At 35.3% G+C, this 15036-nt stretch carries 10 protein-coding genes, 1 tRNA gene and 2 pseudogenes; 6 read left to right on the forward strand and 7 right to left on the reverse strand.

Annotated features, from left to right (window positions below; translation table 11 throughout):
* Positions 1–26: 26 nt before the first annotated feature.
* Positions 27–296: a hypothetical protein gene (locus ACE38O_RS01565; protein WP_374698848.1), complete on the forward strand. Its 270-nt coding sequence runs from the start codon at positions 27–29 to the stop codon at positions 294–296.
* Here the strand turns inward: ACE38O_RS01565 and ACE38O_RS01570 are convergent.
* Positions 245–1234 (reverse strand): ribonucleotide-diphosphate reductase subunit beta, encoded by a 990-nt coding sequence (locus ACE38O_RS01570; protein WP_374698849.1) that lies wholly within the window; start codon positions 1232–1234, stop codon positions 245–247. The genes ACE38O_RS01565 and ACE38O_RS01570 overlap by 52 nt on opposite strands.
* A 131-nt stretch (positions 1235–1365) precedes the next feature.
* Between ACE38O_RS01570 and ACE38O_RS01575 the strand changes: the two genes are divergently transcribed.
* A complete protein-coding gene (locus ACE38O_RS01575; RefSeq protein WP_374698850.1) occupies positions 1366–1704 on the forward strand; it encodes an outer membrane protein assembly factor BamE in 339 nt (112 codons plus the stop codon).
* A 104-nt stretch (positions 1705–1808) separates the two neighbouring features.
* On the opposite strand, the gene ACE38O_RS01580 is transcribed toward ACE38O_RS01575, so the two are convergent.
* Positions 1809–2429, reverse strand: a complete 621-nt coding sequence (locus tag ACE38O_RS01580) for a hypothetical protein (RefSeq protein WP_374698851.1) — start codon at positions 2427–2429, stop codon at positions 1809–1811.
* Between the two features lie 172 nt (positions 2430–2601).
* Between ACE38O_RS01580 and ACE38O_RS01585 the strand changes: the two are divergent.
* Together ACE38O_RS01585 and recO are read left to right on the forward strand one after the other, a co-directional pair.
* Positions 2602–3632 (forward strand): annotated as a pseudogene (locus ACE38O_RS01585) (PDDEXK nuclease domain-containing protein).
* Positions 3633–3839: 207 nt separating this feature from the next.
* Positions 3840–4562: a DNA repair protein RecO gene (gene recO / locus ACE38O_RS01590; RefSeq protein WP_374698852.1), complete on the forward strand. Its 723-nt coding sequence runs from the start codon at positions 3840–3842 to the stop codon at positions 4560–4562.
* 136 nt (positions 4563–4698) lie between these two features.
* Here the strand turns inward: recO and ACE38O_RS01595 are convergent, their stop codons facing one another.
* From ACE38O_RS01595 to ACE38O_RS01615, 5 genes and pseudogenes are all read right to left on the reverse strand, one after another.
* Positions 4699–6081, reverse strand: coding sequence for a PleD family two-component system response regulator (locus ACE38O_RS01595; protein ID WP_374698853.1), 1383 nt, complete (start codon positions 6079–6081; stop codon positions 4699–4701).
* On the reverse strand, positions 6053–6349 hold the full coding sequence (locus ACE38O_RS01600) for a hypothetical protein (RefSeq protein WP_374698854.1): 297 nt from the start codon (positions 6347–6349) through the stop codon (positions 6053–6055). Before ACE38O_RS01600 ends, ACE38O_RS01595 begins: the two co-directional genes overlap by 29 nt.
* 5 nt (positions 6350–6354) lie before the next feature.
* Positions 6355–11052: an NAD-glutamate dehydrogenase gene (locus tag ACE38O_RS01605; protein WP_374698855.1), complete on the reverse strand. Its 4698-nt coding sequence runs from the start codon at positions 11050–11052 to the stop codon at positions 6355–6357.
* A 27-nt stretch (positions 11053–11079) separates the two neighbouring features.
* Positions 11080–13743 carry an ATP-dependent chaperone ClpB gene (clpB, locus tag ACE38O_RS01610; protein WP_374699056.1) on the reverse strand — a complete coding sequence of 888 codons (2664 nt, stop codon included), beginning with the start codon at positions 13741–13743 and terminating at the stop codon, positions 11080–11082.
* A 119-nt stretch (positions 13744–13862) separates the two neighbouring features.
* Positions 13863–14018: pseudogene (locus ACE38O_RS01615) on the reverse strand (transposase); the annotation flags it as partial.
* Positions 14019–14221: 203 nt separating this feature from the next.
* Here ACE38O_RS01615 and ACE38O_RS01620 point away from each other — a divergent pair.
* Together ACE38O_RS01620 and ACE38O_RS01625 are read left to right on the forward strand one after the other, a co-directional pair.
* A complete protein-coding gene (locus ACE38O_RS01620) occupies positions 14222–14347 on the forward strand; it encodes a hypothetical protein (RefSeq protein ID WP_374698856.1) in 126 nt (41 codons plus the stop codon).
* Positions 14348–14957: 610 nt separating this feature from the next.
* Positions 14958–15031 (forward strand) — tRNA-Arg (locus ACE38O_RS01625).
* Positions 15032–15036 lie beyond the last annotated feature (5 nt).

Here is a 15036-nt window from a genome sequence, read left to right on the forward strand (position 1 = left end):
CTATGGACATATATATGGTAAGTTAGTTGTTAAGTAAAGCAAAACTGCCTATTGCTATGAAACATTATGAAAGACAAGCAGCTTTTGTTACTCCCGCGCGTACTGCACGAATATTATCTATTAGATCCCAGTGCCTTGACTACTTCGATCCAGGAAAATTGATTATGCACTATACAACATTCTCGATCAAAAAACTGATTCCAGTGTCAGCTACTTGCATGACAAAGAAGAGTGAAATTAGCACTCACCTATTATTCGTGTCGTTTTCAGTAAAAGCCTCCTCCCATGTGCCTTGAGTTGCTGCACGACTATACTCTGTTACTCTATTTTCAAAGAAATTCGTATGTTCAACGCCATTTAGTATTTCATCGAGCCATGGAATAGGATTATCATTAACATCATATATGGACTCAAGACCTAATTGCATTAACCGTCTGTTTGCTACGTAGCGTATGTAATTGCGCACTTCTTCTGCGGATAGTCCTTCAACATCTCCGAAATCAAAAGCAAGCTTTATAAACTCATCCTCAAGCTCAACAATAGTGCGACATGCAGAATACAATTCCTCTTTAAACTCGCTGTCCCAAATTTCATTATTCTCTTTAATAAATGTATTAAATAACATGATAATTGAATTGGTGTGCAAAGTTTCATCACGAGCTGACCAAGCGATTATTTGTCCCATACCTTTCATTTTGCCAAAACGTTGGAAATTGAGCAAAATTGCAAATGATGCAAATAATTGCAATCCTTCAGTAAATGCACCAAACACTGCTAGAGTTTTAGCTACATGTTTTTTATCGTGTTTTTTGCTTTCCTCGAATTCTAACATGTATTCATACTTTTTTCTCATAGCATCATACTTTAAAAATGCTTGATATTCACTTTCTGGCATACCAGTTGTGTCTAAAAGATAAGAATAAGCTGCAATGTGTATGGTTTCCATATTGGAAAAGCTTGCAAGCATCATGCATATTTCTGTTGGCTTAAATATATTTGAGTAATGCCTCATGTAGCAGTTATTTACTTCAATATCTGCCTGAGTAAAAAATCTAAAGATCTGGGTTAGTAGATTTTTTTCTACACTTGAAAGTTTAGTTTTCCAATCCTTAACATCATCAGCGAGCGGAACTTCTTCAGGTATCCAATGTATCCTTTGTTGTTGTAGCCACGCATCATAAGCCCAAGGATAGTTAAAAGGTTTGTATATTGGATCTGCTTCTAATAATGACATAAAACACCTATTATTTTCTCAAGTAAATATTATATTAAATGATATTGAGAATCAGTCAATTTAACTTTTTTGAAATTTGACGGCAGGTAATTTATTAGTGTATTATAGCTTCAAGTAATTTATCAACAGAAATGCGAGTATTAATATCTTTTATTTTATTATTTACAGTGAGCTGCACACACACTATTCACAACCACGGAGCTCCTGGCATTAGTGTTGAATTGTGGAGCAAGATAAAAGTAGGTGACGATAAAGAAAAAGTGGTTCACACTTTAGGATCACCAACATTAGTATCAAAGTTCGATGATAACGTTTGGTACTATGTCTCATATAAAATTAAACAAGCTAACTTCTTAGGAAAAAGGAAGTATAGCAGTAAGTCTCTGCAAATTTCATTCGATCAGGACGGTAAAGTTGCAGATACAAAAGAAACTGACATCTTAGAGAGATCTTTGGCTGTTCCTGATTGAAAGTTTGCTCAGATCTTCCTACGTCATACCGCCGCGGTATCTCAGCATAGATTCCGCTAACAAGCAGTGGAATGACGGCTTATTAAATTATAGAATTACTTTAGCTATAGAATAAAGTCTAGTGTTACTTCACGCCAAATGTGGTGGTGCTGAGTAGGCAAGCCAGTCAATGGGCTACATTTATATACTGCACGCATTGCATTATCTGCTATCGACCTGAAAAGTGGATTATTTCGATAGGAATCACTGTCTGCTACATCGGCCATAATTATCTCGCCTTGACTGGATAATAATAAGTTAATTTTTATATTAAAATTTTCTTTGTAAGCTATGCTTTCAGGAATGCTCCAGCATTTTGTAAGTTTGTCTCTTATAGAGTTAATAATTTCTGTTACAACTAATTCATCCTTTTTATTCTCAACGCTTTTTTCGTTTCCTATTTCATTTTTTGCCTCTCTAACATCCCTTCTTAGTTTCTTCCCTACACTTTTTTTTCTTTTTGGAACTGGAATGAATTCTTTACCCTCGTTAATAATGACTTCTTCTTGCATTTCGATAATTTGCCTCGGTTGTGCTACAACAGTGTGCTCAACTGTTTCTTTTTTCCTTTGTGGTATAGGAACAACTGACGTATCATTCGTTTGGGCTTTTGTTGAAGGTAACGAAAAAAGCAGAAAACAACATAAAGATAAAAAAAGAATGTAATTACAATAGAAAAAACGCATATGTTAAGCAGTTTGTTTTACTGGTTTAAAGCTAGTATTGCACATAAAGTCAATATATTTTAGTTGATGGACGAGTTTGAAGTAAATAAGGAATCCCTTCAAAGTTGCAGGCAAGCGAAAGATTGTCTTCTCGACAGACAAAGGAATTGTATAATGGATTAAAAGGAACCGTATGACAAAAATTATAGCAAAAGAATATACAGAATTTTTAGAGCAGTTGAAAGAACATATCGCTACTAGTCGTTATAAAGCAGCACTTGCAGTAAATAGTAAGCTTATTTTCTTTACCACCATATTGGTACAGAGATCCTAAAACGCCAAAAAGAACATGCCTGGGGAGCTAAGGTAATTGATCAATTAAGTAAGGATTTGAGAAGTACATTTCCAGAAATGAAAGGCTTTAGCACGAGAAATCTGAAGTATATGCGTAAGTTTGCCGAAGAATATCTTGATGTTGAATTTGTGCAGGAGCCTCTTGCACAATTAACTTGGTATCACAATATCACTCTTTTGGAAAAAATAGAAAGTCATGAAATAAGATTATTTTATGTAAAAAAAGCTATTGAACATGGCTGGTCACGTAACATTATGGTTATTCAGATAGAGCTTGGACTACATAAACGTCAAGGGAAAGCTATTACTAACTTTAAAGAAAAATTACCATCCTCTCAATCAGATTTAGCACATTATACATTAAAAGATCCGTATATTTTTGATTTTTTAAGTATAGGTAAGGATGCTCATGAAAGAGAAGTAGAAAAAGGACTCGTAGGACATATGGAAAAATTTCTGTTAGAACTCGGTGAAGGATTTGCTTTTGTTGGCAGACAATTTCATTTAGATGTTGGAGATGAAGACTTTTATATTGATTTATTATTCTACCATTTAAAATTACGTTGCTTTATAGTGATTGAGTTGAAAGATAATAAATTCAAACCAGAATACGCTGGAAAAATGAATTTTTATCTTTCTGCAGTGGATAATTTGCTAAAACACTCAACAGACCAGCCATCTATAGGATTAATTTTATGTAAATCAAAAAATAATGTACTGGCCGAATATACACTGCGAGACATGACAAAGCCAATAGGTCTTGCAGAATACCGAATAACTGAAAATCTACCAGAGAACATAAAAACAGCTTTACCGACGATAGAAGAATTAGAAGCTGAATTATCCAAAATTTCAGATGAGGAAAAGTAATGTTACTAAAATCATTCAAACAATTATTTAGCAAACCAAAAACTCAGTATGAAATGCATCAGGCTCAGGAAGAAGAGTGGCAGCCGATAACTTACTCTCTCATAGCCTTGAAACTTTGGAAGCAAATAGTAACAGAGTAAGTGATTTTTATGGATTACAAGCTCTAGGTGTACTATCCTATAATATCATACGGTCAATATACTCTAAATGAGATGGAAAGATGAAGGCATCATTATAGCTGCTAAAAAATACGGCGATAAAAACTTAATTCTTTCTCTGTTTACAAAAAATCATGGAAAGCGCAGGGGATTAATTAAGCTAACAAACAATAGCAATTATAAGTTTCAGATAAGTAATCTATTACATGCAGAATGGAGTGCTAAGTTACCTGAAAATCTAGGTTTTTTAAAGTGCGAATTAATCGAATCTCCATTCCATCATTTCTTTCAAGATAGGTTAAAAAGCATTACTATTGTCTCTTTCTTCTCTATTTTAGAAAAAGTGCTTCCAGAAAGTGAACCCTGTGCCGTGCTGTATGACAATTTTCGATATTTCATCGATGTAGTTAAACACAACAATCAGTCTTGGCAAAGCCATTATCTTAACTTAGAGCTTCTGCTTCTTACGCAATTGGGATTCAAGTTAGACTTATCCAAATGTGCTGTAACAGGTGTTAAGGAAAACTTACAATTTATTTCTCCAAAAACTGGTAGAGCAGTGTCAAAAAAAGCAGGAGATTATTATGCAGATAAACTCCTACCCTTTCCACAAATGTTGCATGATGTATACAATAATAACCTACAAAACAGCTACTCATTCCAAGAGTTTCAGTTAGGACTGAAAGTCACAGGATATTTTTTAAATAAGTATCTATTTTTGCAGTTAAACATGAAATTTCCAGAGCTGAGAAACCTCATGTTGTCGCTTTAACCTTAGTTATCATTTTTTTGAAATCATTTCAGAAATCTATAGCTGACCCAGGCAACACGTCATACCGCCGCGGTATCTCAGCATAGATTACGCTAACGAGTAGCGGAATGACGGTTGTCGGTAAACTTAAGCCACTTTAGCTATAGCCAGTAACCACTCTATTTCTACCACTGTTTTTTGCCTTATATAAATATTTGTCAGCACGTACTATAAATTTTTTAATATCGTCAAGGTCAGATCCTTGCATTTCTGCAATTCCAATGCTCACAGTTATGTTATGGGTTGTATTTTTGTCCGCAAGTATAAAAGGTTCTTTAGCAATAATTTTTCGTATTCTCTCCGCAATAGTATACGCATCTGATACATTGGTATCTGGCATTACAACAACAAACTCCTCACCACCAAACCTAGCTAGTAAATCTGTCACTCTGATATTTTCAGAAATTCTTTTCTGTACTTGCTTTAAAAGTTCATCTCCAGCACTATGCCCAAAACTGTCATTCACCATCTTAAAATAGTCTATATCAAGTATCATAAGAGACAACCTTCTATCCTTTTCCACAGAGTCCTTAACAATGTTTCTTAAGTGTGCATCAAAATATCTTCTATTATAACAGTTAGTTAATGGGTCCTTTATAGACATTTCCGCATTATTAAATAAATTCATTCTCAAGGCATCTTGATATCTTTTGCGTTTTACTTGCGAATTAACCCTTGCTATTAACTCACCCTCATCCAAAGGTACTGTTAAATAATCATTAGCACCTACATCAAGTGCTTTTACTAAATTGCTTTTATCATAATCTTCAGAAAGAATTAGAATTGGTGTATAACGTGTTTCTACTTTACTACGAAACTCAGAACACAAACGCAGGCCGTCAGTTTTTGAAAACTGCATATCAGAAATGATCAGGTCGTAATTATTCTTAATACCAACCTTTAATGCCTCCACTGGATCACTCAGTATTTTAATTGACCTAAAGCGTTGCTTTAGTACATTATATATTTGCTCTGCTTGAAAGACATCTTCATCTACAACAAGTATGTTAGCATCAAAGATCTGATTAGAATAATCCATAATACTGTTTCCTGCTACTCCGCCAATCTCAGCGTTGGTTTCTCCTCTTAAACGCAATTCATCGATAATCATCTTTAAGCGTGTGAGGGACTTAATTCTCGCAGATAAAGCAGTTTCATCTATTGGTTTAGTCAGAAAGTCATCTGCGCCAGCATTAATGCCTTGCACTCTATCGTGAGTGTCATGCAGCGCAGTCACCATAATTATTGGAATATGGGTTGTTAAGGGATCATTCTTTAGCTCCTTACAAACTTGAAAGCCATTCATCTTTGGCATCATGATATCAAGTAATATAATATCTGGCTGCTGTTTTGTTACTAAATCTATGGCTTCTTCACCATCATAAGCTACGGTAACCGTATAGTACTCTGCTTTTAGTCGAGCTTCTAAAAGCTTAACATTACATAGTACATCATCTACTACTAGGATCTTTGCTGTCATTATCTTTAGATGTATTATCTGTATCGTAAGTAGGATAAAGCTTGCCATCTTTACCAATTATGTAATTTACTTTCTCAGTACTACGCTCTTTATATAAGTCTTCAATTCCGTTATCCTTCAACAACCTTTTAGCTTTTGACTTTACAATTATAAAATGCCTATATATAGTCTTAATGAGATTGATAAACATAGGTACCTTATTTCTGTCAAGAACAATTATACTCACTAAAGCGACGACTAAAATTTCTGTAAAACCTATATTGAACATTTTTCCTATGAAGCAAGTACCTTGATCCTTTTGATTATAAATATTAATTTGCTTAAATCAAGTTTAGAAGCAACCATCTCATCCAAAAAACTATTGTAACGTTCTATGTAATCCTTGTCACTACAAGCCCAGATTTGAACCTTATTTTTACGGTTATCAGTGGATTTTATAACTTTAACAGCTAGCTTATAATGATAATTGCTTAAATCGTCCAATAAATCATTAACTAAGCTGCGATCCCAATAAGAAGAGCGGCTTTTCATCTTGATGGCAATTGTTCTAATAAGATCGAATCTTAACAGCGACTTTAACTCAAAGTATATTTTGCCAGCATCAAGAATGGGCAAAGACGTCTGTTCAGCAACAGATATAATATCCAGTGCATAAGTAAGAACGCACAGGTCAGCAATTTTTTTTGCTAGATCTTTATCTATATTAAGTTCCACTAAAGAAGCGTATCCATGATTATAGACCTTTAGCAGGTGTTCATCTAAAACATTATGGCCTAAAGTTTCAATTGCATCTTTAAATTTTGTAACATCATCCAATTCTATAAAGCTAAGATTTTTTACTAACCAAAACGATACTCTGCCAATAAATTTCTGCACATTTCTCACTATTTGCAAGTATGAGTTAATATCAATTTTTCCATCCAATTCATCAATTTTTTGCCACAGGTTATTTAAATCATATAGGTGGTTAACAACGATATATATGTTAACTGCTTCGTGTACCTTAATTCCATTATTCTCAACTAAATTATTAATAAATATACAGCCCATCCTATTTACTACATCATTTGTAATACAAGTGGAGATAATTTCTCTACGAAGTTGGTGTTTTAATATGAAATCCTTAAACTCTGTTACCATCTTTTTAGGAAAATAACCTAGCAAATAGTCATTAGATATAAGATCTTTTTCAGGCAGATCAGAATGTATAATTTCATTTTTTATTGCCGTTCTAGCATAAGACATTAGAATAGAAAGCTGAGGAGAACTGAAACCTTCTGCACCAGTTAACATCCTTGCTACCTCTTCGTCAGCTGGAAGAAATTCTACGCTTCGGTTTAACAGCCCAGATTTTTCTAAACTGAGCAGTAACCTGTGGTGCTGCTCCAATCTCTCTTTAGCTTGCAAACACTCAAGAAGTAATGCTTTTGTTTCAATTCTGTTGTGGTTCTCAAGCACTTTGGATACAACTTCGTCCACCATACTTGCCAGTATTTCATTCCTTTTTTCTAAAGAAACACCCCCTGCTTTCATAGCTGAAACAAATGCAATCTTGATGTTAACTTCAAGGTCCGAACATATCACTCCGGCTGAATTATCAACAAAATCTGCATTGATATATCCACCTCTTTCAGCATATTCTATTCTTCCAAGCTGTGTGCATCCCAAATTTCCGCCTTCTATAAACATAGAAGCTCTAATATCTTTACCATTTACTCTTAACTCATCGTTTGCTTTGTCACCGACCATGCTATGATTTTCACTCTTTGCCTTAACAAACGTGCCAATGCCTCCATTCCATATGAAGTCCACTTCTGCTTTGAGTAGATATCTAATCAAATCACTTGGAGGTAGCATATCTTCTGTTATATCAAAGCGTTTTTTTATTTCTTGAGAAATGTTTATTTGCTTGCTGCTACGCTCAGATACTCCTCCACCCTTAGAAATCAAATCTTTGTTATAATCCATCCAAGTTGAAAATGGTAACTCAAAGAGACGTTTACGCTCTGTGAAACTCTTTTCTGCACTAGGATTTGGATCAATAAAAATATGCATATGGTTAAATGCGCCGATTAAATGTATATTTTTTGAAAGCAGCATACCATTTCCAAATAAGTCGCCAGCCATATCTCCAATTCCAATAACAGTTGCATCCTGGTAAATATCCTTATTCATTTTCCAAAAATGTCTCTGCGCTGCAATCCATGCACCTCTGGCTGTAATACCCATTTTTTTGTGATCATAACCTGCTGATCCACCAGATGCAAATGCATCGCCAAGCCAAAAATTGTATTCAGAGGCTATTTGGTTTGCATAGTCAGAAAAAGAAGCAGTGCCTTTATCTGCTGCAACTACCAAGTATGGATCATCCTCATCATACCTAATCACATTCTCTGGTGGAATTATTTTGCCATTAACTACATTATCAGTAATGTCAAGCATTCCCCTGATAAAACTCTTATAGCATTCAACACCTTTCTCTCTTAAAATATCTTTGTCTTTATAAACTTGCTTAATTACAAACCCACCCTTTGCGCCAACAGGTACAATAACCGCATTTTTTGTCATCTGAGCTTTCATGAGCCCCAAAACTTCAGTGCGAAAATCTTCCGTCCTATCCGACCACCTTAAGCCACCACGGGCCAATTCCCCTCCTCTTAGATGTATTCCCTCAAAAAGATTTGAATAAATATACAATTCACGATATGGACGAGGATCAGGCAAACCATTTATTTTATTTGAGTCAAATTTTGTAGATAAATATGGTTTATCGTCTTGATAATAACTGGTCCTTAAAATAGCCATTATCAAGTTAAATATCGAGCGCAAAACGTAATCATGTGAAACATTGCTGATCTCTTTTAGAAGTTCCTCAATTTTTTCTATGAAAATGTCCGTGGTTTCTGCTCTATCAATGTCTATGCTAGGATCAAATCTTGCATGAAATAGTTGTATCAAATACTTTACTATTTTTGGATACTCTGAGACTACCTTTTGGATATATTCTGGATTGTAGTTAAATGGCGTCTGCTTTAGGTAAGCACTTAACGCTCTAACCAGAAGCACTTCTTTCCACTCCAGTCCAGCAATAATGACCAAACTATTGAAATAATCATTTTTAATTTCCTTTCTAAACACTTTCGCAAGTGTTATTTCAAATTGCTCTTTTAGAGTAATGTTGTCTATTAATTCATCGACTCTTGACAACACAAAATGGTGTATCCATATTCCGCCGTTAATTTCTATGTAATAGCCATTATGAGATAGAATCTTAGCTCCCAAATTCTTAGTAATTCTTAATATCTTCGATAATTCAAGACCTCCATTGCTCGAAGTGTAAACCTTTAATTGATAATTAAGATTGTCACGAGTAAGTCTTAAATCGACCTCGCTAACTCCTTTTTTCCTCACTATCTCCAATTTTTTCATATCGTAATATGCGTCATGAGGTTCGAAACTCTCTTGATAGCTTATCGGAAATGCCTTGCAATAACGGATGAATATATCCTCAACAGTGTTAAAAGTATTATATAAATTGTCTATAAAACGATCTTCCCACTTTTCTGTAATGTTTCTTAATTTGTTTTCGATACGCAAAACTTCATCATCAAGAACGCTAGCATTTTTGGTCTTTAGCACTACATGCAATTTCATCAAATCATATTCATTGATAATGTGATTGTTATAAATATCTGAACTCTCTGCACTTGTCTCATCCTTCAATATATCACGTATCTTGAACATTAGCCTAGCGCTAGCATAACGCATCGGTATCAGCACTATGCAACTAATAAAATCCCCTACTCTTCTTAAAAACAACCTGACCCTTGGTCTAATCGCAAGAGACATGATCGAAATGCAAATTTTAAATAATTCGTCTTCATTTGATTGGAATAATTCATCACAAGAGAATGTTTGTAAAATAGAAATCAAAGCCTTGTTATTGTGACCACCGGTTACAAACCCTGCATTTTTTTCTATAATTTTAACTTTATCTCTTATTATTGGAATAGTTCGAATATCTTGGACTTCCGCTACAGAAGTAAATAAACCAAAAAAACGCCGTTCCCTTACCACATTACCCTGGTCATTAAATTCTTTTACTCCTATACAATTCATGTATGTACGCCGATGGACTATTGAAACTAGATCTGACCTAAATATATACAAAGAACCTAGATCCTCAGATGAGATCGATGCATTTTGATACTCTTTACTTGCTCTCATCAAACCAAGATTTTCCTTGCTAGTAGCAAGGAATTTTCCATCCTGATTTGCGGTGCATTCTTGATAACCTAAAAATACAAAATTATTGTTTTTTAGCCAATCTGAGAAATCCTTTCCCGGTACCACTCCAGCATCCGGCGCTGGCTGCTTGATGACAGAAAGAAGACTTTTCGCTTCATCCAGCTTCTTGAGCATTAAGTGCCAGTCTTTCACAACGCAATTAACTGCTTTCAGCGTTTTTTGTAGAGATTCTTTTAATTTATCAACAAAACTGTCACTTATACCCTTGATAATTACATATATAACTGACTCTTTGATTCCATTACTTTCTTCCAAAGGGTAAATCTCATCTATTAGGCCATCTTTTCTTTGGATATTAATTATGCTATTGCTGTAATAGCATATTGTTAAATTATGCGACTTAATAGTTGCAATAACAGAATCAACCAAAAATGGCATATCATCGTTTGTTATCTTAATCGTGGTAAAATCGCCCTCTACTCCTGGTATATCATCTATATTGCTTACTACTAACTTACTTTCATCTTTCTCTTTTTGAGCAACAAAATTGTAAGCATCGTTTACAATATATAGCAAAAACTTATCATTGGCTTTTAGGTCGCTTTTATAAACAAAACTATAAAAATACTTAATAAATTCTTTAATTTTCTCTTTATCTTGCTGATTTTCTTGATCAACTAACTCAAATAAAGACTCAGTGTCAACATTATGATCTATACACATTTTTTTTAACAAAAATACACAGTGAACTTAAACCTTTTTAACTAAGATTTCATTATCAAGAGCGTACACTATTAGCTCATCATTTTTTACTACTTCCCCTGATAAAACTAATTTAGCTAAATTATTTTGAATACACTCTTGTATAACCCTTTTTAGGGGCCTTGCTCCATATTCAGGGTCATAGCCAGTTTGTGCTATTAGTTCTTTAGCTTCCTGCGACAAACTTATACTCAGTTTACGCTTAGCAAGTGTTTTTTGTAAATAAGAAAATTGAACATCTATAATTTTATAGATGTCATCTCTGGTTAAACTGTGGAATATAATAATTTCATCCAGCCTGTTTAAAAATTCTGGACGAAATGCTGATTTAACTATTTGCATCACTTCGCTTTTTACAGAGTTAGCAACTCCTCCTTCCGATGTCATTCCAGCGCGTGACGCTGGAATCTGCATCTGGATCCCAGTGTCAGCTACTTGGATGACAGGAGGTAGAGTCTCATTTTCTGTAACTCCCTTAAGCATTATCTCTGCACCAAGGTTAGAAGTTAAGATCAGTATGGTGTTGCGAAAATCAACTAATTTGCCATGACTATCAGTGATTCTCCCCTCATCCAAGATTTGCAACAATAGATTAAATACATCTGGATTTGCCTTCTCTATTTCATCAAACAGAATAACCTGATATGGCCTTCTTCTTACTGCTTCGGTTAATCTGCCACCTTGCTCATAGCCAACATACCCTGGAGGAGCGCCAATTAGCTTTGAAACAGAATGTTTTTCCATATATTCTGACATATCAAAACGCAGAAGCGCTGATTGATCATCAAACAGAAATTCAGCAAGGGCTTTTGCCAGTTCTGTTTTTCCAACCCCGGTTGGACCTAAGAATAAAAATGAACCGAAAGGTCGATTAGTATCTTGCACACCAGAGCGAGAGCGCCTAACTGCATTACTTATTGCTTCTATTGCATTTTTTTGCCCTATTACTCTTCTTCCTATTTCATCTTCCATATTAAGGAGTTTTTCCTTTTCACTGTGCATCATATTATCAACTGGAATTCCCGTCCACTTTGAAACAATGTGTGCAATGTCATCTCCAGTCACTTCTTTCTTTAAGAAGCTATCAGTAACCTTTTCCTGATTTTTCAATTCATTCTCAAGCTGAGGAATCACACCATACATCAGCTCTCCTGCTTTTTCTAAATTTCCACTTCGCTGAGCTAATTCCAGCTCTTTTCTAGCGTTATCTAATTTTTCAGCCGTTTCTTGTATTCTAGCTATTTTATTCTTTTCCATCTGCCATTTACTGTTTAAGTCAGCAAATTTACTGTTTAGATTTTCGATCTCTTCATTTATCTTTTTTAAACGCTGTTTAGAATTTTCATCACTTTCTTTTTTTAGAGCTTCTGCTTCAATCTTTAGCTGCATAACCTTTCTCTCAAGTTCATCAATAACTTCAGGCTTGCTATCCATTTCAATTCTCACCCTACTTGCTGCTTCATCAATCAAATCAATTGCTTTATCAGGTAAAAACCTATCTGTTATATATCTATTGGACAACGTTGCAGCAGCAATTATTGCACCATCTGTAATTCTTATACCATGATGCACCTCATATCTTTCCTTCAAACCCCTGAGTATTGAAATAGTATCAGTTTCAGTTGGTTGAGAGATAAACACGGGCTGGAAACGCCTTGCAAGTGCAGGATCTTTTTCTATATGCTGACGATATTCATCCAAAGTTGTGGCCCCTATACAGCGAATTTCTCCACGCGCAAGAGCAGGCTTTAGCAAATTTGAAGCATCCATTGCACCACTTGTTGCCCCTGCTCCAACTAAAGTATGAAGCTCATCTATAAACAAGATAACTTTTCCCTCTGCTTTTGAAATCTCATTAATCACTGCTTTTAACCTTTCTTCAAATTCTCCTCTAAATTTCGTTCCAGAAATTAATGCGCCAAGATCCAAAGCTAAAACTTTTGCATCGCGCAAACCAAGTGGCACGTCATTTGCAACAATTCTATTTGCAAGTCCCTCAACTATTGCAGTTTTTCCAACACCAGGTTCACCTATCAGCACTGGGTTATTTTTTGTCCGCCTCAGTGATACCTGCATAGTTCTTCTGATCTCTTCATCACGACCAATTACAGGATCAAGCTTTCCTTGCATAGCAAGCTCTGTAACATCCTTTGTACATCTCTTAGCAGCGTTTAATTTTTCCTCACTATTTGGCGAGTCTGCGCTGCTACCTTTCCTCATTTCTGCAATAACTGAGTTCAATTTTTGTGGAGTTACACCATTTTCCAATAGGATTTTACCCACAGTATCATCTTTTTGTGCAGTGAGGCCCTGCAGTAAACGCTCAACGGCAACAAATGAATCTTTGTTTCTCCTCGCAATACCAATTGAATCTTCAAAAACTTTTGCTATTTCTCTTGAAAGCTGAAGGCCACCACTTCCTGGACCTTCAACTACTGGCAACTTTTTTATTGCGCTATCCACAGCATCGGAAATACTTTGCACATTTCCACCACAAGCATCTATCAAGTCCTGAACTAAACCTGATTCATCTTCAAGCATCACTTTGAGTAAATGCTCAGGCATAAAAATCTGATGCCCAGCTCCCAACGCTTTCATCTGAGCACTTTGAATTAGACTTTTTGCTTTTTCAGTAAATTTATTTAAGTCCATAACACCAGTTAAATCCTTATTTGCTGATGTATATAACAACTGATTTCATAAATTTAAACCTAAAGTTGTTTATTTTTAGGTATGGTCTGCAAAAATTTAAAACTTTCTTAAGAACCTGTTTAAAATCTTTGTAATAGGAGAGAAATGAAGGAAAGGACAATCATTTGCAAGCTGGTATTGAGTTTACGTTCGCAATTTTTCCACAACTGCCTACACTTTTCCAACCAAGCAAAAGAGCGCTCAACGACCCATCTCTTTGGCAATACAACAAAGGTCACTGGGATCCAGAAAAGTTTGCTTGTTTATAAGCAAACTAGCATGGAAAGTAGCTGATCTTATACTAAATGAATGTTTTTGATGAGGTTGCATAGAAGCTGGATTCCAGTGTCAAGCACTGGAATGACAGCAGTCCTATGTCATACTGCCGCAGACCGTCATACCGCCGCGGTATCTCTAGATCCCGCTAACAAGTAGCGGGATGACGATTGTCAGGGTGTCATTCCAGTGCCCTGACTACTTTGATCCAGAAAACTTAACTTTAAATAAGTGGCTGCATAATAAACCAGCGTCACGCGCTGGAATGACACCATTTTCGGTCTCTTAAATTGCTTTAGCTATAAATATTAAGAAATTTACCAAGTAAAAAAAAAGGCAAAAGAAGCCCTAGTCATTGTCTATTTTCTGTATTGGCGTTTTTTTAAGTCTTAAACACTGCAATTTAGCTGCTTTTAAGTGCAACTCACCTTAGTTCAAATGTTTAAGAAATTTACTAAGCAGAAAAAAAGGCAAAAGAAATCCCATGTTAGCTAGTTGTCACTCTCTAATTCTGCAAATTGGCGTACTATACTGTCTTAAACGACTTATAAGCGCGTTTCAGCTTGTGTAGGTAAAAACCTAGAAATATTGTGAAGACATAAGGTGCACATAGTGCAAAAAATTAAAAATAAGACGCCAACTAAGTTGTTTTCTTGCTGTTTAATCTGCACAGATGAAGATAACTGAATACCTTCAGTTTCATGATAAGGGGGCTGGCGGAGTTTGTCAAGCAACTTTCTATATAATATTTCTAAAATAAATGGACTTCTCGCATCCAATTTCGGTAGCGCGTGACACACAACTGCAATGACAAGGTGTTGTAAGATATTACCACAAACATCATATTCACACGAAATACTTGACTTCATTTGTACTAAGAAGCATTTTATATATATTGTGTGCCCGTAGCTCAGCTGGATAGAGCAACAGCCTTCTAAGCTGTGGGTCGTAGGTTCGAATCCTACCGGGCACACTCTT

Origin of the sequence: Wolbachia endosymbiont (group B) of Limnophora tigrina, assembly GCF_964263235.1 — a bacterium.
Taxonomy (GTDB): domain Bacteria; phylum Pseudomonadota; class Alphaproteobacteria; order Rickettsiales; family Anaplasmataceae; genus Wolbachia.

Coding starts and splice junctions, on each gene's coding strand:
- ACE38O_RS01570 (WP_374698849.1), bottom strand. CDS start 1,234: ATGTCATTATTAGAAGCAGATCCAATATACAAACCTTTTAACTATCCT.
- ACE38O_RS01575 (WP_374698850.1), top strand. CDS start 1,366: ATGCGAGTATTAATATCTTTTATTTTATTATTTACAGTGAGCTGCACA.
- ACE38O_RS01580 (WP_374698851.1), bottom strand. CDS start 2,429: ATGCGTTTTTTCTATTGTAATTACATTCTTTTTTTATCTTTATGTTGT.
- recO (WP_374698852.1), top strand. CDS start 3,840: ATGAGATGGAAAGATGAAGGCATCATTATAGCTGCTAAAAAATACGGC.
- ACE38O_RS01595 (WP_374698853.1), bottom strand. CDS start 6,081: ATGACAGCAAAGATCCTAGTAGTAGATGATGTACTATGTAATGTTAAG.
- ACE38O_RS01600 (WP_374698854.1), bottom strand. CDS start 6,349: ATGTTCAATATAGGTTTTACAGAAATTTTAGTCGTCGCTTTAGTGAGT.
- ACE38O_RS01605 (WP_374698855.1), bottom strand. CDS start 11,052: ATGTGTATAGATCATAATGTTGACACTGAGTCTTTATTTGAGTTAGTT.
- clpB (WP_374699056.1), bottom strand. CDS start 13,743: ATGGACTTAAATAAATTTACTGAAAAAGCAAAAAGTCTAATTCAAAGT.
- ACE38O_RS01620 (WP_374698856.1), top strand. CDS start 14,222: ATGACGATTGTCAGGGTGTCATTCCAGTGCCCTGACTACTTTGATCCA.